Annotated in this window: 16 protein-coding genes and 1 pseudogene; 9 read left to right on the forward strand and 8 right to left on the reverse strand. The window is 69.9% G+C overall.

The annotated features are described in order from the left end of the window. Positions 1–150 precede the first annotated feature (150 nt). Both AC4OXY_RS00005 and AC4OXY_RS00010 read right to left on the reverse strand, forming a co-directional pair. Positions 151–1302: a HEAT repeat domain-containing protein gene (locus tag AC4OXY_RS00005; RefSeq protein ID WP_491992755.1), complete on the reverse strand. Its 1152-nt coding sequence runs from the start codon at positions 1300–1302 to the stop codon at positions 151–153. A 1202-nt stretch (positions 1303–2504) separates the two neighbouring features. After that, positions 2505–3044 carry a phenolic acid decarboxylase gene (locus AC4OXY_RS00010; RefSeq protein WP_491992756.1) on the reverse strand — a complete coding sequence of 180 codons (540 nt, stop codon included), beginning with the start codon at positions 3042–3044 and terminating at the stop codon, positions 2505–2507. Positions 3045–3104: 60 nt separating this feature from the next. On the opposite strand from AC4OXY_RS00010, the gene AC4OXY_RS00015 reads away from it, so the two are divergent. Then, positions 3105–3563: a MarR family winged helix-turn-helix transcriptional regulator gene (locus AC4OXY_RS00015; RefSeq protein WP_491992757.1), complete on the forward strand. Its 459-nt coding sequence runs from the start codon at positions 3105–3107 to the stop codon at positions 3561–3563. Between the two features lie 312 nt (positions 3564–3875). Here AC4OXY_RS00015 and AC4OXY_RS00020 read toward each other — a convergent pair whose 3' ends face one another. Beyond that, entirely contained in the window at positions 3876–4070 is a 195-nt protein-coding gene (locus tag AC4OXY_RS00020; RefSeq protein ID WP_491992758.1) for a hypothetical protein, read from the reverse strand. A 302-nt stretch (positions 4071–4372) separates the two neighbouring features. Here AC4OXY_RS00020 and AC4OXY_RS00025 point away from each other — a divergent pair. Together AC4OXY_RS00025 and AC4OXY_RS00030 are read left to right on the forward strand one after the other, a co-directional pair. Then, positions 4373–4551 (forward strand): annotated as a pseudogene (locus AC4OXY_RS00025) (helix-turn-helix domain-containing protein); the annotation flags it as partial. Positions 4552–4714: 163 nt separating this feature from the next. Continuing rightward, on the forward strand, positions 4715–5068 hold the full coding sequence (locus AC4OXY_RS00030; RefSeq protein ID WP_491992759.1) for a hypothetical protein: 354 nt from the start codon (positions 4715–4717) through the stop codon (positions 5066–5068). A 112-nt stretch (positions 5069–5180) separates the two neighbouring features. Here the strand turns inward: AC4OXY_RS00030 and AC4OXY_RS00035 are convergent, their stop codons facing one another. Both AC4OXY_RS00035 and AC4OXY_RS00040 read right to left on the reverse strand, forming a co-directional pair. Next, the gene (locus tag AC4OXY_RS00035; RefSeq protein WP_491992760.1) at positions 5181–6527 is read right to left on the reverse strand and encodes a serine/threonine-protein kinase; all 1347 of its coding nucleotides are present in this window, start codon (positions 6525–6527) and stop codon (positions 5181–5183) included. After that, positions 6524–6721, reverse strand: a complete 198-nt coding sequence (locus tag AC4OXY_RS00040; protein WP_491992761.1) for a type II toxin-antitoxin system prevent-host-death family antitoxin — start codon at positions 6719–6721, stop codon at positions 6524–6526. Before AC4OXY_RS00040 ends, AC4OXY_RS00035 begins: the two co-directional genes overlap by 4 nt. A 547-nt stretch (positions 6722–7268) precedes the next feature. Here AC4OXY_RS00040 and AC4OXY_RS00045 point away from each other — a divergent pair. Continuing rightward, positions 7269–8345, forward strand: a complete 1077-nt coding sequence (locus AC4OXY_RS00045) for a hypothetical protein (RefSeq protein ID WP_491992762.1) — start codon at positions 7269–7271, stop codon at positions 8343–8345. Between the two features lie 321 nt (positions 8346–8666). Here the strand turns inward: AC4OXY_RS00045 and AC4OXY_RS00050 are convergent, their stop codons facing one another. Next, positions 8667–9680 (reverse strand): GlxA family transcriptional regulator, encoded by a 1014-nt coding sequence (locus AC4OXY_RS00050; RefSeq protein WP_491992763.1) that lies wholly within the window; start codon positions 9678–9680, stop codon positions 8667–8669. Positions 9681–9767: 87 nt separating this feature from the next. On the opposite strand from AC4OXY_RS00050, the gene AC4OXY_RS00055 reads away from it, so the two are divergent. Continuing rightward, entirely contained in the window at positions 9768–10703 is a 936-nt protein-coding gene (locus AC4OXY_RS00055; protein WP_491992764.1) for an NADP-dependent oxidoreductase, read from the forward strand. A gap of 9 nt (positions 10704–10712) precedes the next feature. On the opposite strand, the gene AC4OXY_RS00060 is transcribed toward AC4OXY_RS00055, so the two are convergent. Next, a complete protein-coding gene (locus AC4OXY_RS00060; protein WP_356039822.1) occupies positions 10713–10910 on the reverse strand; it encodes a hypothetical protein in 198 nt (65 codons plus the stop codon). Between the two features lie 354 nt (positions 10911–11264). Beyond that, complete coding sequence (locus AC4OXY_RS00065) at positions 11265–12356, reverse strand: Lrp/AsnC family transcriptional regulator (RefSeq protein ID WP_491992765.1); 1092 nt, start codon at positions 12354–12356, stop codon at positions 11265–11267. A 126-nt stretch (positions 12357–12482) separates the two neighbouring features. Between AC4OXY_RS00065 and AC4OXY_RS00070 the strand changes: the two genes are divergently transcribed. The 4 genes from AC4OXY_RS00070 (at position 12483) to AC4OXY_RS00085 (ending at position 18497) form a co-directional block, all read left to right on the forward strand. Then, positions 12483–13715 (forward strand): M20 metallopeptidase family protein, encoded by a 1233-nt coding sequence (locus tag AC4OXY_RS00070; RefSeq protein ID WP_491992766.1) that lies wholly within the window; start codon positions 12483–12485, stop codon positions 13713–13715. Between the two features lie 141 nt (positions 13716–13856). Beyond that, a complete protein-coding gene (locus AC4OXY_RS00075) occupies positions 13857–15275 on the forward strand; it encodes an MFS transporter (protein WP_491992767.1) in 1419 nt (472 codons plus the stop codon). A 128-nt stretch (positions 15276–15403) separates the two neighbouring features. Further along, positions 15404–17038, forward strand: a complete 1635-nt coding sequence (locus tag AC4OXY_RS00080; RefSeq protein WP_491992768.1) for a DUF885 domain-containing protein — start codon at positions 15404–15406, stop codon at positions 17036–17038. Positions 17039–18023: 985 nt separating this feature from the next. Next, positions 18024–18497 carry an RICIN domain-containing protein gene (locus tag AC4OXY_RS00085; protein WP_491992769.1) on the forward strand — a complete coding sequence of 158 codons (474 nt, stop codon included), beginning with the start codon at positions 18024–18026 and terminating at the stop codon, positions 18495–18497. Positions 18498–18891 lie beyond the last annotated feature (394 nt).

The raw sequence follows: 18891 nt of genomic DNA on the forward strand, positions 1-18891 counted from the left end.
GTGGGAGTCAGCGCGCGGAACCCCAGCGTCCTCCGGCCTGCGGCAGGACACTGCAGGCGTCGATCGGGCCTGGGCTGTCTGGGGCGGTGGACTGCCAAGTGCTGCACCGGCTGGTGGGCGGGATACCGGTAGCGGAGGGGCGGCGCAGCCTCAGACTGTTCGCGCAACGGGTGCTCCCGGCGCTGGAGGATCGAGCCGGGCGATGAGCGTACGGCCGAGCCGCTGGAGTTCCTCGTCGTGGTCGACGCTTCCGAATCTGCCGCCACGCCGGTTCATGGCCAGTTGCTCGCGGAGCAGGGGCAGGGCCGGTGCCGCGAGGGGGCCGATGCGGTTCAGGCAGGCCACGACGTGGTTGGCCGTCGCTGGGTTCTGGGCCATGGCCTGCAGCAGGGTGTCCAGGACGGCCGGTGCCTCAGCTTCGCCGCCGATCTCCCAGAGTGCGGCCGCGCAATGCACGCGAACCCATTCGTAGTCGTGCGTCAGGAGGTTCCGCAGGCGTGGCAGGGCGTCGGAGGCGGGCGGTCCTATCTCGCCGAGCAGATCAGCCGCGTCACGGATCCGGAAGGTGATGCGGTCGTCGAGGAGGTCGAGCAGGAGCGGCATGACTTCGGCCAGGTCACCGCCGAGGGCCCACAGCGCGGCGACGGCGGCAGGTCGTACCTGCGCGTCGGTGGCGGTGGTCAGCGACCGGATCGTGTCCCGTGCGCCGGTCGCCGCCGGGCCGAATGCCCCCAGTGCCTTCAGGGCTGATCGCGTGACGCCGTACTGGTCATGGCGCACTGCGGCGCCGAGCGTGTCCACTGCCGTCGGTACCGCGGCCGGGTCGGCCAGCGCGGCCAGGGCGGAGAGGATCGCGTTGGCGCTCATCTCGGTGCGCTGCTGGGAGAGGTCGATCCGGCGCAGGTGGTCGCAGAGCCGGGGCACCAACTGGTCCGCCGCCTGCGGGAGATGCTCTACGACCTGGATCGCGCGCCAGGCGTCGACGTCGCTGTCCAGCGCGGCCAGCAGACTCGGCAGTGCGCGTGCGTCGCCGAGGCGCGCCAGGGCCCGGACGGCCTCCTGGTGGCTTCTGCGTAGTGGCGCATCCGGTGCGGCCCATACGTGAGGGCCGTGGGCCGCGCGTTGGGCGTCGATGTGCGCGGCGAGTGCCTCCCGGGTCGGGGCGGCGATCGGGTGGCAGGACTCCAGGACGGCCGCAGCCTCGGCGGCGACCTCCTGGTCGGCCGTGGTGAGCTGGTCGGCGACAAGCAGGAGGAGCCGGGTGTGGTCTCCGCGCCAGGTCCGGATCAGCTCCCCGCTCATACGGAGCGCATCCAGGCACGAGCCGGGGTCGGGGCTGCTCAGTTGCTCGGCCAGCACTGTGGTGCGCTCGGCAGCCGTGCCCCCAGGGCTTCGTGGAACGTACGCAGCAGGCCCGTGGTCGGTGTGTGCACGCGTGTGTGCCGGCCGAGGTCCTCGAAGGCGGCAACGATCTGGGGCGCAACTCCTTGCGTGGGCGCCGGGCGGCTCGGCGCCGGTGCGATCCGCCGCACGGGTATGGCGCGGGCGGTCTCGCGCAGCAGGCCGACGGCGGCCGGACGACGTCCTCGCCGATCTCGTGCGGGGCACAGTGAGCCCGCTGGACCAGGGCCGCGAGCCGGGTCGCCGGGCCCTGGCCCGGGTCGGCGGCGAGATCGGCGAGCCAGTCCGTCACCTGGTGCGAGGCGGCCGGCAGGCGCAGTGCCAGGGTGGCCGCCGCCTCCACGATCCGCAGCCGTGCCGCGATGCCGCGCTCGGCGGCCAGCCTCTCGCATAGCACCGCGGCGGCCCGGCCGGCGTCGTCGAGGAAGAGCCCGAGCCCCGGGATCGCGGCCAGACGCACGTCCGGATCAGGGTCGCGGGCGAGTTCGGCGAACCCCGCACCCCGCTCGCGCAGGAAGGCGACGGCCTGCGCGCAGCCCATCGGCGGGTAGTACTCGATCTCGGTGCCGTCGTCCTCGAAGCCCCGGTCGAGGGACTCCCGGCCGATGCTGACCACCAACGCGACGACGGCGGCCCGGTCGGGCGTGGCACCGTCGGCGGCCAGCTCGAACAGGAAGGACAGGCTGGCTGCCGTGGGCGCATACACGCTGCCCTGGTGGTGGACCGCGCCGTAGAAGCGGTCGAAGGCCTTGCGGCGCTCCTCCCCCTCCGGGGAGCGCAGTGCCCACAGCAGAGCCGGCACCTCCTCGGCCGGGCCGTACGCGTGCTCCATCGACGCCCAGTCGATGTCATCAAGTCCGTCGAACATGACCAGAACCATGACAGGCAGCACTGACAACAGAAGCATCCCAGGAGGCGAGCATGCGACCGACCGAGACCACTCCCCAGCCTCCCATCGATGGGAGTGGATCAGGGCAGCCGCAGCGGGGCTGGCGGTCTGGTCACTGGCCGAGGGCGCTGACGCGGTTCTCGTGCTCGCGGCGGGCCTTGCCACCTACGGGGCACTGGGGGGCCAGGAATGCGGCTCGCCGAGGGATGCCGGGTCAGTTCGTGCGGTCGGACCACCCTGCAGGCAGGTCGCCGGGCGCGACGGAGATCACTGCATCGTCGTCCGCGCCGACGTACTCGAAGAGGGTGATCTTCGCAAACTCGGGGACCACATAGATCGGGTAGGTGGGGCCCAGGTCACGGTAGCGGCGCATCTCCTCCAGGTGGTCGTTCTGGAAGCAGACGGTGCGCTCGCCGTGGGTGCGGATCCAGTCCGGGAAGAAGATCACGCCGTGAAGGCGGCGCTTGCCGGGCATGACGTTGACGCTGACCGAAGTGCCGGTGGGCTCAGTCCAGGAGACCTTGTAGCAGTCGTCGTCGACCTGGACGAGGTCGACCTCTTGGTCCTTGACCCAGCGGCCGCCGACGTGGCCGCTGTGGATGCGGTAGTCGATGGTGCGGTCGTTCTTGACGTACATCTCGTACTGCCAGCCGTTGGCGTAGGTGTAGATGAAGCGGTGGCCGACGATGCCGGAGAGGTCCTGCAGGGGGATCGGCTGCTCGACTGTCGTGGTGAGGCTTCCGTTTTTAGCCATGACTTCATTTTGTCACAAAACTATTTTGCGGCAAAATCGGCTCTTCGGCAGACTGGCGCCATGGGGATGAGTGACGCGGACACCGCAATGGAGTTCGGCCGACTGCTGGGCCCGCTGCGGCGGGCCGTCCTGCGGCGGACGCGGACCGCGGAAGACCTGCCTGACCTGCCGGAGGCGCAGATCGAGCTGCTGCGGGTGCTGGCGGCGGCTGGTTCGGCGACCCCTCGGGAGGTCGCCGAACGGCTGCGCGTCGCACCCTCCACGGTCAGTAACCTGGTCCGCGTGATGACCGCCACGGCCCTGGTCGAACGCGGTCCCTCCGGTACCGATCTGCGCACCGTACGGCTGGCACCCTCGCCGCGAGCGCTGGAGCTGCTGAACCAGTACGACCGGGCGAGCACCGGCGCGCTGCGAGAGGCGGTGGAGGCGCTGCGCCCGCAGAGCCGCGACGCGCTGCGCGCGGCCATACCCGCGCTAGCAGAGCTGCTGGCCGAGATGGAGCACAAGGCCAGTTCCTGAAGTTGTGGGCGCGATGTGGACAGAGCACGCCGCGACCCAGTGACGGCGTGGAGGCGGCCAACAGTGAGCCCATTCCCGGGCCGCACGGTAGGCGGCGATCAAGGCGATTGCAAAGTCATGGTGACCTCACGGATGTGCAGGTCACGGCGGTGTCGCAGGGCGGTGTTCCGTACGGCCCGGGCGGGGTGGTGGACTGGTGGGCCCAACCACGGTGTACCGGTCCGGCAGTCCGGGAGCGCGGCGCCGAGGGCATCTGCGGGCTCCCCGGGGGCGCGGTGCGGGGGCGGTAGGGGCCGTTCCCGCACCGTGCGGTCAGTGTCTGGGCCAGGGGTAGCGGCGGGCGAGGATCGTCCACTCCTCGTCCGGCCGGCCCGGGACGAGACGGCCGTTCGTCTCCCACTGCCGGGTGAGCGCGGTGAAGATCGGCTCCAGCTCGGGGCGGGGACCCGCTCCGCTTCCGTTGCACCGGCCGCCGATGGCGGGGGCGAGCCGCGTCGTCGTGGTCACGGCGGGTTCAACGCGGGCTGGGCCGTCCGGGTCACCCACGGGCTGTACCGGATTCGCGGAGGGCGGTGGAGGCCTGCTCGGCGTCGAGCAGCAGGGCGAACTCATGGAAGGCGACGTCCATGACGTCGTCGGGCGTCGCCCGCTCACCCTCGGGTGCGCGGCCGGCGCATGACCCACGTCACGGCGTCCGTACGAGAAACGGGCCCTCGGCTGCCGGAGACCATGCCGATGCGCGATGATCGCCACTCGGACGTCGAACGGCGAAGCAGGAGACGAGTCATGGCCAGGGGCATACGGATCACGGCGAGGCACGCGACAGGCTCGCGAGCGAGCTGAAGAAGGCGTACGGGGCGGGGCGAGCATCCGGTCCCTGGCCGAAGACACCGGGCGTTCCTACGGGTTCGTCCACCGCATCCTCACCGAGGCCGGCGTCGTCCTGCGCGGCCGGGGCGACTCACCCCGGAGCCGGCCCGGCGCCTGAACACCGAACGCACCCCGTGTCGGTGTCACCAAGGCCCGCAGGTGCGGGAACGATGCGTCTCATGCAGCCCCTGCCCACACCCTGCCCCGCCGACCTGATCCCGGACGCGACGGGCCAGGAGCCGTTCAACGCCGCGTACCAGGCGGCCAGGTAACAGCAGGCCGTGTTCGTCGCCGTCGAGCGCCTCGGCCTGCACTGGACGCTCAAGGCCGACGCGCTCACCGCCCCGCAGCACACCATCGACGCCACCGTGTACGACGCCGTCCGGACCGCGGTGATCCATCTGATCCGCTCCCGCGAGATCCGCCCCGACTCCTGCGCCGGACCCGTCTACTTCGTGCTGTACGACGTGGAGAGCGAGCAGCGGGCCCGCGAACTGGCCGCCGCACTCCACGCGGCCCTCTACGGACACCTCGCACCACTGACCCACGCTATCCCGGCAACCCCGACCTGGCCCCAGTCCCATCCCCGCCGCGGCAGATGTTGTCCGCGCGGACGCCCGCAGAGTCGGAGGTGAGGTCGAACTCCACCGGCTCGCCCGCGCTCAACGTCCCATCCCCAGGACCTCGAACCGCTGACCGGTACGCCACGGCCTACTCGACCGCCGACTGCGAGTCTCCAGGCCACGCTCACCGTCTCCATCCACGAATCCTTGTGATGAACTCATTGGCAGCACGTGCGAAGGGCTTCCAGCGCCTGCCGCCGTATCTGCCGAGGGCCTCGGCCAACTCAGCCCGCTGCTCCGGCGTCATCGGGCCCAGGACGCAGACCGGGACTTCTGGGAAGCTTTCGGGGGGAGACATCTTCGGATAGGGCCATCCCGCCGGCTTCAGCAAGGGAGGCTCGGAGCCTGGCATGAACGTCAGGTAGAGCACGGTGAACTGGTAGAGACCCCAGTTCCGGAACTCCCTGATGGAAATGTACAAGATCCGGTCCCAAGTGAATTCACGGCGCTCTGTGGAGTCGGTGGTCATGATGTATTTCGGGCCAACGTGCAAGACCCAGCCCGATCTCACCTCAGGCACTGCAAACTTCTTTGTTCCGAACCATCCCGCGAACGTCTGCGAAGACCGAGGATTGGGGGGCTTCTCGGCATAGGTGTCCAGAGGTTCTTTGCCCGTCCAGACCACCTCGAACGGGCTGTCGTCCGGGGGCTTCTGGCCCGTCCGCCAACCGCGCAGCCTCTCCAGCGCGGCAGCGGCAGTCAGACGCTTTGGGGGGTCCTTGTCCAATAGGCCGAAGATCAACGGTTCGAGACCGCCGGCCTTCTTCATCGGCGGCGGCGGCTGCGTCGCCACCGCGCCCAGGGTTGCAGCGTCCGTTTCACGCCGGAACGGGGATTTGCCCTCGGCTGCGCGGTAGAGCGTGACGCCGAGGCCGAACAGGTCACTCGCGGGCCCGGCCTCCGCGCCGTTGATGCGCTCGGGGGCAAGGTATTCCGGCGTCCCGATGACGTTGCCGACGGTGGTGAGGCGGGTGTCGTCCTGGTGGGCGGCGATACCGAAGTCGGTCAGGAGTATCCGGCCGTCGTCGGCCAGCATGATGTTCGCCGGTTTCACGTCCCGGTGGACCACCCTGGCCTTGTGGGCCGCGTTCAGCGCTTTCAGCATCGCCTCCGCGACATCGGCCACCTCCTTCGGCGGCAGCGAGCCCTGCGCCAGCCGGTCTGCCAGCGAACCGCCGCGGACCAGCTCCATCACGATCCACGGCCGATCGTCCTCGATGACGACGCTGTAGACCGGCACGATGTGCGGATGACTGCGCAGCTTCGCGGCGTTGCGGGCCTCCCGCGCGGCGTATTCGAGCCGCCGGGAGTGCTCGGCCGGGTCGATGGCGGGAGGGAACCACACCTCCTTGACCGCCACATCGACGTCCAGATGTTCGTCGTGGGCCTGCCAGATGCGGCCGAAGCCGCCTCCAGCCAGCTCGCGTACCAGACGGTATTGGTTGGCGATGCGCCGTTGTGGGCTGCTCATCCGGCCGGCGCCGTTCCGGCCGCTTCCTCGGGTCTGCCACCGGGATCGTCGGCGCACCCTGGGGGCATGGGCACGATGGTGGCGATGGCCCGGCCGTGGTCGGTCAGGACGATGGGCTCACGGGTGGTGGCGACCCGGCGGGCGAGGTCGCCCAGGATCGGCCGCGCACGGGCAATCGATACCGCCTCGGTCATGAATGTAGTTTGACGAAGTGTCATGAATGGAGGAAGGGATCGGAGCGATCGCCACCAGATGGCCCCCGCATCCTCGGCCGGTTTGGCGGTGTCGACGGGCCTACATGCTGGGCATCGCCCGTCCTGGACAGGTCGGCGCTCCCCTTCTTGACCGGCTAGCGGAGCGGCGGGACGCACGCGAGACGCTCATGATCCTCCTGCGCCGTCGCGCTACCCGCAGGGGTAACTGACGATTTGTCTCAGTACGTGCAGCCGACTCCAGTCATCCGTGCAGCCGACTTCGGAGGCTGACATCGCGCCGCCGCGAACCCCCTGATTCCGCGGGTTCATTGGACGCGTCGGCAGCCTGTCATCAGTCGTTTGCCGATGGGCGATTTACTACCACGCCCGGCGGTGCGATCCCGACGTCGCACGCAGGGTGATCAGCGAAGCCGTGCCGGAGTTCGGAGCACGCATCGCCGCGCAGGCGTCGGTTCACGCGACGGCCCTGCGCCCTTTCCTGGAGCGGCGAAGGCTGCGAGCGTCCAGGAGGGAGGCGGAAGATCTCATGTCCGACATCAACAAGTGGGGCAGCGGCATGTCGGTGATGCTCCGCGGCTTCTTTCCTCCTGGGGATCCCGGCGGTTCGGCTTGCACCGCTGGAATCTCGAAGGCGGTCTGGCCAATCGCCAAAGTCCTGAACCGGGACGGGCACGAGCGGCTCAGGGGGGCATCCAACGGCGAGTTGTCATCGATCCTCAACAATCTTCACGCAGGCCTGGTCACGCTAGCGAACAGCCGGGGAAGATCGGTCCCGCGTCCAGTCCTCCCAGCCCAGCACCCGCCCAAGTTCGCCCGGCTCCGCGAGGATGCCGCTCCGGAGGCAGTCGCCGATCAGCTCGCCCAGCTCGTAAACGAGGGCGTTGAGCTCTACGAAGCGGCGGGGAAGGGCAGTCCGCCCGGCTCGGTACAAGGTGCTCGGAACTGGAGCCGCTTCGAGCACTTACTTGAACCGTTCCTCACCGCGGAGGTCCGCCAGCGGTACCAGGCGTCGACCTACGGGTTCGGTTACGCGGAGCTGCTGGCGACCGGCCAAACCCCGTGGCCGACCATCAACAAGCGACGACAACGGGAGTTCCGGGAGATTGCCGCCGGAATCGCCCCTCGGGTCCACGCGGCCTATGTTGCGATCGCGATCAACTACCTTGCGGAGGTACTGGAGCTCATGCCTGACTACGCGGAGGCGTCCGGCCAGGGAAAGCGGCGAGACCCGGTCACTGTCTACGGCAACGTCGGGGCGATCCACAGCGAGGTGAACAACAGCCACATCTCCGTAGCCGACACGGTCACCAGCATCGGCGCGACCATCACGACCATCGCGGACCGCGGGCAGACTGACGTCGCGGCCGCTCTTAGCGGCCTAACCGGGGCCATTCAGCAAGCACCGGAGCTTGCTGAAGATCGCCGTGCCCAACTCCTCGACAGCGCCGCCGATATTGCCGACGCGGCGGTTGCTCCGGAAGAACCCCGCAGGCTCAACCGTGTCAGGAACGCGATGGCTGCGATCACCGCCGCCGCTGGAGCATCATCGCAAATTGCTCAGGCTGTCGATGCCTGGCATCAGGCCGCCGGCCATCTCCTTTGACCAACGGCCGTCACCGCTGGTATGGGCGGCTGGGCCTGGAGCCGGTGCCGGCGAAGGTCGAGGGGGTGCGCTCGAAAGCGAAGCGGCCCCACCGCCGGAACCGGCACGGGACACGGCCGCTCCGCGGCATCCGGCTCCGGCGCAGCCAGGGCCTCGGCCAACTCCGCACGGGCAATTGTCGGCGTGCACCTGAAAACCCCGTACTCCGACAGCAATGGCCCGCCGCTCCAACACCGCCTCTGCATCCGCCAGTTCGCCCAGAACCCAGTCCGCCTCCGTGCGCAGCTCATCGACCCGCACCCGCGCCGACATCAGGCCGCGTCACGCCGTCGTCTCGGTCGTCTCGGCAGCCCGGAACGTCCGGCGGTAGGCGTTCGGCGAGACGCCGATCGCGGCGCGCACGTGCTGGCGCAGTGAGGCGGCCGTGCCGAACCCGGCACGCGCGGCGATGTGGTCGATCGGCAGGTCAGTGGCCTCCAGCAGGTGCCGGGCCAGGTCCACGCGCTGCCTGATCAGCCAGTCGACCGGCGTCATCCCGACTTCCTGGCGGAACCTGCGGCTGAAGTTCCGCACGCTCATCCGGGCGTGGCCGGCCAGTTCCGCCAACGCGATCGGCTGGTCGAGCCGCGCCAAGGCCCAGGCCCGGGTGGCCGCGGTCGCGGCCGAGGGGTCGGCCGGCACCGCCCGCTCGATGAACTGCGCCTGCCCGCCTTCGCGCCAGGGCGGCACCACGCAGTAGCGCGCGGCACCGTTGGCGACCGCGCTCCCGTGGTCCTGCCGGACGATGTGCAGGCACAGGTCGACACCCGCCGCGACCCCCGCGGAGGTCAGCACGTCACCGTCGTCCACGAACAGCACGTCCGCGTCCCACTTCACCGCCGGGAACAGCTCCTGGCAGCGCTGAGCCTCCTGCCAGTGCGTCGTCGCCGGACGGCCGTCGAGGAAACCGGCCGCGGCCAGCGGGACCGCGGCCGTGCAGAGCGACACGACCCGCGTGCTCGGCCGCAGCGTCCGCAACGCCGCGGCCAGCGGTTCGAGCACGGAGTCGGCCGCGGCGTCCTCGGGATCCCACTGGAACGGCGCGACCACCACGGTGTCCGCGGCGGCCAGCGCCTCGGCGCCGTGGGCGACCACGAGGTCGAAGTCCTCGGCGGTGCTGACCGGTCCGCCGTCCAGCGAGCAGGTGGCCACTTCGTAGAGGCGCTCGCCGTCCGGGCCGCGCGCCGCGCGGAAGACCCGCGCGGGAATGCCGAGCTCGAAGGGATAGACGCGGGGGAGCGCCAGGACGACGACGCGGTGCACGGCCATGGCCAGATCCTTGCACACATTGGCCATCCGGCCAATGTTGCGGCGTCGGCGCAGGCAGCAGGCTTGGTCACGTCCCGCCCGCCCGGGCACCAGCCAGCATGAAGGAGCACACTGATGCGCGCCATGAGCCAGCACACCCTCGGCGAGCCCGACGTCCTGACGCCCGTCGAGCTCGACCACCCGGTCCCGGGCCCCAACGAGGTCCTCGTCCGGGTCCACGCCGCCGGCGTCAATGACACCGACTGGCGGCACCGCAGGACCGGCCTCTACCTCGGCGCTCCGCCGTTCGTCGTCGGCTGGGACGTGTCCGGCGTGATCGAGGCCGTCGGCCGCGGCGTCACCCTGCACCAGCCCGGGGACGAGGTCTTCGGCATGCTCGACTACCCCCGCGGCGCCGGCGGCTACGCCGAATACGCCGCGGCGCCGGCCCGGAACCTCGTCCGCAAGCCGTTGACGATCGACCACGTGCACGCCGCCGCGCTGCCGGTGGCCGGCCTCACCGCGTGGCAGGCCCTGGTCGACACCGCCGACGTCCAGCCCGGTCAGCGGGTGCTGATCCACGCCGCCGCCGGCGGCACCGGCCACGTCGCCGTCCAGGTCGCGAAGGCCCTCGGCGCATACGTCATCGGCACGGCCAGCGCGGCCAAGCACGACTTCGTCCGCGGCCTCGGCGCCGACGAAGTGATCGACTACCACACAGTGGACTTCGCCGAGGCGGTGAGCGCCATCGACTTCGTCCTGGACGGCGTCGGCGGCGACTACTGCATCCGCTCCCTGCGCACCATGCGCCGCGGCGGCACGCTCGTCGCCATCGTGTTCCCGCGGGACCAGGACTTCGAACCGGTGGCGAAGCAGCGGGGCGTCCGCGTCGCCGAGCTCACCGTCGAAGCCGACCGGACCGGCCTGCAGGCCGTCGCCGCGCTGATCGAACAGGGACGGTTGCGCGCCGAGATCGACAGCGTCCTGCCGCTGGCGCAGGCCGCCGAGGCTCATCGTCGGGGCGAGACCCGGCGCACGACGGGCAAGATGGTGCTCACCGTCGCCGAGTGAGCTTGGCATTTAAGGGAGGGTGTCGTTGTAGAAGTTCGCGGTCACGCCCCGGGCGAACTCCAGCTGGTCGTCGTCCAGGTGCGCGAGGTGCTCGGCGACCGAGGCGCGGTCCCGCGCAGCGTAGGCCCGCCACAGATCGTGAGCCCGCCACGATGCCCCGTTCATCCGGGGGTCGGTGAGGTCCTGGAAGTCGTGGAACTCGGTCATCGTGTCTCCGTGACGGGTCGGGCGGCGGTCTTCCGGAAGTACAACGCCCCAGGGGAACCGACGCAATTCACTGACCGACCCAAACGTGGCTCGCGATGCGTGGATCTCCCGGGTTGAGGTGAGAGGCTTCCCGGTGGGGAGGCGCAGAACTCCGTGTTGCCCTATCTGCCGACCGCTCGGGTGGTACGGCACAGTGGGGTGCACACCCCTGCACCCGGCTACTCTCCGGGGGCCGGACGCACAGGCGCACGCCTCCTCACACTGCCCGGACAAGGATCCGCTCGCCGAACTCCAGGCCCTGCTCGACGCAGTCTCCGCAGGGCACAGATTTGATCTACTGCCGGGTCTGACGAACTACCGGTAGTTGTTCCCGGCGTCTGAGGTGTGTCTGCCGGTCGTCTGCGCGTCGACGTCGAGCGGCAACGGATTCCAGGGGTCGATGGGGATCGTCCCGCGGCGGTAGCCGTGCTCGTTCAGGAGGTGGCCGCTGAGTTTTGCGGTCCACAGAGCGATGGCCCGGTCCGCGATGACGACGCTTGGAGCGAGTTCGGCGACCCGGGTTTCGAGCTCCTGGATGTCGTTCACCGAGCGTACCCATGCGATGACGAGGAGATTGTGCCGGCCTGTGATGCCCGCACACAGGCGGACGTCCTGCATTCCCGCGATGCGGCGCGCCGTCGTCTCCACGGAGCGGGATGAGACCTGCGCCCACAGGACGGCGGCCACGGGGCGTTCCGAGAGCGGGCGGGCGACCTCGCAACGCAGGTGTACGGCCTTGGCCGCCAGGAGACCGCTCACGCGCCGGCCTGCCGTGTCCGGGCTCGTGCCGCAGCGCTCGGCCAGCGTGGCGTAGGAGGCCCTTCCGTCCGCGGAGAGGGCCACCATGACGCGGCGGTCCAGTTCCGACAGTGTCAGTGGGCCGGTGGATTCGCCGACGGGCCGGTTTTCGGCGAGTTGTGCGGCCTGCGCGGTGGTGAGGGAGCGGCGCCGCCAGCGGCTGCCCTCGGTGTAGATGGAGCCCGCGACCTCTGTGCGGCTGGCGGTGACGGCCGGGAACGAGGCCAGCGTGTGGGTGATCCAGTGGGAGAGCATGGCGAGGTCCGGTGCCATCACGGTGAGCAGCAGGTCGCGGTCGCCGGTGACGTGTTCCACGGTGGTGACCATCGGCAGCCGGGCCAGCTGCTCGGCCGCCTCCGCCAGTCGACCGCCGGCGCAGTCGACCTCGACGAAGGCCAGGCATCCGTGTCCGGCTTCCGCCATGGCGGGGCCGGGGTAGCAGCTGATCCATGCGGCGCCGTCGTCGGTCAGCCGTTTCCAGTGCCGGGCCAGTGTCACGGCGTCCAGGTCCAGGACCTTGGCGATGCGGGCCCAGCTGGCCCTGGGACTGATCTGGAGGGCGTGGACGAGTGCCGAGTCCACCTCATCCAGGATCTTGTATTCCTTCACCCTGATTTCCCATCTGCGGTTTTCCGGCATTTCCTCGCCGGTCATGGGGTCGTCACTTCATTCTGGGCCCACGGCGGCGGTGCATACGCATCGGTGGGCTGAATGTGACGAGAGGGCGACGGACAGATGTCGGTACTGGCGGATGCCGAGGAGCTGCGGGCAGAACTGGTCGCATTGCGGCGGCACCTGCACCGCGAACCCGAGCTGGGGCTTCAGCTGCCGCGCACGCAGGAGAAGGTCCTGGCGGCCCTGGACGGGCTGCCACTGGAGATCACGCTGGGGAAGAACCTGAGTTCGGTGACGGCGGTGCTGCGCGGTGGCCGCCCGGGCGGTGCGGTGCTGCTGCGGGGCGACATGGACGCCCTTCCGGTACAGGAGGATTCCGGAGTCGACTATGCCTCCCGCACGGCGGGCCGGATGCACGCCTGCGGCCACGACCTGCACACGGCCGGGCTGGTGGGCGCGGCTCGGTTGCTCGCGGAACGACGTGAGTCGCTGCACGGCGATGTGGTCTTCATGTTCCAGCCCGGTGAGGAAGGCCACAACGGTGCCGGAATGATGATCGAAGAAGGGGTGCTTGAGGCCGCCGGCAAGGCCATGGACGCGGCCTTCGCCATCCACGTCTCGGCGAACCGGATCCCGCAGGGCCTGGTCGTCAGCCGGCCGGGCACGGTCATGACCGCCTCTGACGTCCTGCGGGTGACCGTGCGAGGCCGTGGCGGGCACGGGGCCTCGCCCCATTCGGCTCTCGACCCGGTACCGGCCGCGTGCGAAATGGTCACCGCCATGCACAGCTGGACCACCCGCACCTTCGACATCTTCGACCCGGTCGTGGTCTCCGTCGGCAGCTTCCGTGCCGGCTCCCAGCACAACGTCATCCCCGAGACCGCCACCTTCGAAGCCACCGTGCGCAGCTACTCCGACGCAAACCACAACCGGCTCGCCGAGGGCCTGCCCCGACTCGTGCACTCCATCGCCGCCGCCCACGGACTCGACGCGGACGTCGACTACCAGATGCTGTACCCGGTCACCGTCAACGATGTGCAGGAGACCGGCTTCGCGCTTCAGAGCGCGCGGGACCTGGTCGGCGACGACCAGGTGTGGGTCTCCCCGCAGCCGGCCAGCGGCTCGGAGGACTTCTCCCTCGTACTCCATCGGGTGCCCGGCGCGATGCTGCTACTCGGAGCGGCACCGCAGGGGTGCGATCCGGCGGCGGCGCCGATGAACCACTCGCCGCAGGCCGTCTTCGACGACGCGGTACTGCCCCGCCAGGCAGCGCTCCTCACCGAACTCGCCACCGCTCGCCTCTCCCGCACGAGTTCGATCGCGGACCCCGTCAGTACGCGTGAGGGGGCGTGACCGCAGTCCCCCGACCGCAGGGCGCGTATCACACCCCCGTGGACAGCGGCGTGATGAGCGCTCGTCGTCCCCCAGTCGAGCAGCCGTGAGCCCTGTACCTCGTCCGGCAGCCACCCCGTCGTCATCCGAAAGGTGCAGCAGATGAGCGATACCAAACCCACCCCGGACGGCGTCGTTCCCGAGGAGTGCCGAACGAGGATGCGTGCCGTGGTCGGGCTGCTCGTCTTCGTGGAGCTCACCAGCGGCTTCCTCCAGGGCGGCACCATTCCGCTCATCCCCGCGATGCGGGACGCGCTGGGGGTGAGCACTGGCGACGCCCAGTGGATCACCACACTTCAGTTCCTCGCGTCCGCGGTGTCGGTCCCCGTCTTCGGGAGACTGGGCGACCGGTTCGGGCACCGGCGGATGCTGCGGGTGGCCGTCCTGTGCATCACGGTCGGCTGTGTGATTGTGGCACTCGCCCCGAACCTTGGACTGCTGCTGCTCGGCCGGGTCCTCCTCGGGCCGCTGGCGGCCCTGCTCCCGCTGGAGGTCGGGCTGTGCCGGGACCGGCTGAGTACCGCGGACAACCGCAAGGCGGTGGGCATGCTGGTCGCCTCGCTCGCGCTGGGTTCCATGCTTGGCTCGTTCCTCTCCGGCCCGCTCCACCACGTGCTGGGAGACATCCACTTCACGTTGTGGGCGTTCGCCGTGCTGGCCGTGCTCTGTGCCGTGGTCACCTTCTTCGGCGTGCCGGAGAGCCGCGAAAGGGCGTCGGGGCGGATGGACTGGGCCGGGGCCGGGATGCTCAGCATCTCGCTGGTCCTGTTCCTCACCGCCTTCTCCCAGGGGAGCGACCGGGGTTGGCTCCAGCCGAGCACGATGGGGACGATCCTGGTGGCGCTGGCCCTGTTCGCCGGATGGGTGCGCTGGGAGCTGCGCCACCCGGCCCCGCTGGTGGATGTCCGCGCCGTCGCCGGCCGTCGGGTCGCCCCGCATGTGCTGACCACGTTCATGCTCGGCGTCATCATGCTCGCCGCGCCCGTCGTCTCCATCACCTACCTCGCAGCCGCCCCGCACGAGGACGGCTACGGATTCGGCCTCTCGGCTCTGGGCATCGGCATCTGGGGAGGCATCCCGCACCTGCTGGCCTTCCTCGTCGCCAGCAGGTCCGGAGCCCTGGCGGAGCGCATCGGCATGCGCCGCCTGCTGCTGACCGGCCTGGTCCTGCTCACCGCCGGTCACGCCGGCCTCATCGCCGCGCACTCCTCGCTGTACCTGTTCGCTCTGGCCTACTCGGTCGCCGGAGCCGGGATGGGTCTGGCGATCAGCGGCCTGCCCACCGTGATCGTCGAAGCCAGCCCGACGGACCGCTCCGCCAGCGCGGTGGCCGTCTACAGCAACATCAAGGTCATCGGCGGCACCATCGCCGGAGCCGTGTTCACCTCTCTGCTCGACACGCTGGTGACGAGCGGTACCGACATCCCGACCCTGGATGCCTACCTCCTCGTGTGGGGTCTGTGCACCGTCGGCGCGGCCGCCGCACTCCTGGTCACGTTGACCACCTGGTCCCGCGAGTGACACCCCGACACACCCGTCCTGCCTCAGCCCCTGGAGACCGAACAGTGCTCAACAACCCCCGATCCATGCAGCCGAGTCCGCCGGCCGGCGCCGCGGCAGCGAGCCCGCGGGCCATCGCGGAAGCTCACATGACCGCGCTGGTCGCCCTTGACCCGGTCATCGGCAGCTACCTGGGTGAACCAGGCTGCGCCGACCGGCTGCCCGACCTCTCCCCCGAAGGACACGACGAACGGGCCGCCCTCGCCCGTCGCACCCTCACGGCACTCGCGGCCGCACCCACCCCGGCAGCCGAGAGCGAGCGGATCTGCGCCCGCCTTCTGCGGGAACGGCTGAACGCCGAACTCGCCCTCCACGACGCCGGCGAGCACCTGCGGCGCGTGACCACCCTCGGCTCGCCCCTCCATCGCATACGCAAGGCCTTCGCCCTCGCCCCCACCCGCACCCAGGACGACTGGCACGCACTCGCCCGCAGACTGCGCGCCGTCCCCGCCGCACTCGACGGATACCGGGCGTGCCTGGCGAGCGGACTCGACAAGGGACTGCCGGCCGGGCCCTCCGCGGTCGGTGCACTCCTCGCCCAACTCGGCACCTGGACCGGAGCCGGCACCGGTTCGTTCCACACCCTCGCGGCGAGCGCTCCGAAAGCGCTACGCACCGACATCGCGCAAGCCGCCGGCCAGGCCGTCCGCAGTCAGGCGGATCTGCGTACCTGGCTGCGTGACACCTACGCACCCCGCGTCGCGGGTGCCCCGGACACCTTCGGCCGCGATCGCTACCGACTCTGGTCCCGCTACCACAACGGCGCCGACATCGACCTGGAAGAGGCGTACGCCTACGGGTGGTCCGAATACCACCGCCTGAAGGCGGAGATGCACGATGCGGCACAACATGTACTGCCCGGCTGCGACGACCCCTGGCAGGCCCTTGCCCATCTGGAGGAGCACGGCGAGGCCATCGAGGGCGCCGAAGCCGCCCGGCGCTGGCTTCAGTCCCTGACCGAACAGACCATCGAGGCACTCGACGGCACCCACTTCACCCTCGCGGAAGAGGTCAAGCGCGTCGAAACTCGGCTGGCACCGCAGGGCACCGCCGCCGCCTACTACACCGGTCCCGCCATGGACTTCAGCCGACCGGGCCGCACCTGGCTGCCCGCCCTCGGCCGCTCCCGCTTCCCCGTGCACAACCTGGTGTCGACCTGGTACCACGAGGGAGTGCCAGGCCACCATCTCCAAGTGGCACAGTGGACCCTCGTCGGCGCGGACCGGCTCACCCGCTTCCAAGCCTCATCCGGTGTCGTCAACGCCAACGTCGAAGGATGGGCCCTGTACGCCGAACGCCTCATGGACGAACTCGGCTTCCTCACCCGCCCCGATTACCGCCTCGGCTACCTCCAGGCCCAGATGCTGCGCACCGTCCGCGTCATCATCGACATCGGCATCCACCTGAGCCTGCCCATACCCGACGACGCCGCCCCCCTGCCCGGGAAAAGGTGGACGCCCCCCGCGGCGGGAGAGTTCCTGCGCCGCAACTGCGCCCGGCCCCGTTCATTCATCGACGCCGAACTCCTGCGCTACCAGAGCAACCCCGGCCAGGCCATCGGCTACAAACTCGGCGAACGCGCCTGGCTGAGCGGCCGGGCGGCGGCCCGCCATGCTCACACCCGGCACGGCGGCCGGTTCGACATCAAGACCTGGCACATGGCAGCACTGTCCCAGGGCCCCATCGGACTCGACGACCTCACCAACGAACTGGCAGCGCTCTAACGGACCGACGCGAGCGCAGAGTTACCTGACGCCAAGCTTCCTCGAACGGCTGCTCTGTCATGTTCTGGTCGCGGTTCACGCCGCCAGGCCGAGCTTGCTCAGCACAGTAGTCCAGTCGGTGACGATCGCGTTCGGCGCCGCCTTGAGCGTGACCTTGCCGGAGCAGACAGCCGTGTGCAGCTTGGTCTCCACCGGGTCCTTCAAGTTCTTGACCCCAGAGCCTGGCTTGTGCCCCGGGTCAGCGGAAGAACTCACACGACGCCCCCGGCCGGCAGTAGTCGTCCACAACGCCCACCTGCTGCGCAACGACGCCCTCCACTACCTCTACCGGCTATGGGACGTCTTCCAGGAGCACCAACCGCGCATGCCCGTCATCCTCATCGGGTCCGAGCAGCTTGAGACTGTCCTGGACCGGCCCCCGCTTACCAGCCTGAAGAGCTGCGTCTACATCTGACGCCGCCTCACCGTCAGCTGACGCGATCCAGGCCGGGGTGCCGGGTGACCAGACGGTCAGCGGTTCGTTGGACCGGGCGCTGTCACAGGCAACGCGGGCCGGGCCGAACGTCTCCCAGCCCGGCCCGCACCCACGACACACCTCGCATCCAACGTGAGGGGCTGGGGACATCTACGCCGCGTCGGATGCGGCTACACGGGCAGCCTCCCGCTGCAAACCGCTCAGCCGGGGGAAATGAGATCCAGACATCCGGCCGTCCGGAGCAGACCGGTGTCCGTGGGGAATCCTCAGTGTGTCGGGACCTGTTTCAGACATGTGGGCGTCAACGCCGTATGCGGGTGGTCTTGGCCCGTTATGCCGCGACACGAATGATCTGAGGGACATCAGGCGGACGCTTTCTGGGCTCGCGGGGACGTTCTTGGCGCGCGTCGGGGGAGGTAGACGCCGTGGCGACTGCTGTGAGCCGTTCCCCAGGGGCGGCTTGCGCGACAACCCACAGGAGTGAATGTGTCGAAGTGCCGTAGGGCCCTGGTGGCGGCCGCCGTCGTATTGGCTGCGGGACTGGCAGGCAGTGCACCGGCTCAGGCGAGCAGTGCCCGCGCAGATGGCCCTTCGTTCAGGCTTGTCGATGAGGGGACTGGCGACTGGGCGAAGAACTTCCCTCCCGGGGGGCAGCGGCCACCGTTCGCGACGAGCGTCGTCCTCGACCGGAACTTCGCGTCCATCTACGAGAGGTGGAACGTCGAGCGGTTCGAGGACGGGTATGCCATCCGGGACGTCGGGACTGGCTTCTGGGCCACGGACCGGGACGGGCAGGTGCTCGGTACCTCGGAATTCGACCCCGGCAACGCGGTCTGGTCGATCCAGCCGGCAGGACCCGGGGTCTTCACCATCAGCAAGCGGGGACAGGACGCGGTGTGGACCGAGGTCGACCATCACGTCGAGCTGAAGCCCGCCAACGGCTCGCCTGCTCAGCTCTGGAAGTTTGAACGGCTCGACTACTGACGCCTGTCGCACGGGGCGGGACTGCGGCCCCGCCCCGATCACGTCGTGAACACGGAACGCGGCAGCGCAAGCAAAACAGCCGACCGGCGGAGATCAGAAGGCGGCGCCGTCGTGCTGCTGCGGACTGTCCGGGAGCGCTGTGCGCCCCGCCCCTCAGTCGCTGAGGGGCGGGGCCGCGATGGAGTCTGCTGGCTCCCAACGCCGGGATGCGGCAGTGGGCACTGCGGGGGCTCAGTCGCAGGTGTGTGGCGCCGCCCGGAACGCGACGCGCCCAAGCACCACCACGAGCAGCCTGGCACGGTTACGTCCATGCGCCACCGTTCAGGCGGCGGCCCACCTGTCGCAGGGTGCCAGACCTCGGGGCGACAGACCGACAGTCCTAGTGGTCCCTGAT

This window comes from Streptomyces sp. HUAS MG56, assembly GCF_058673395.1.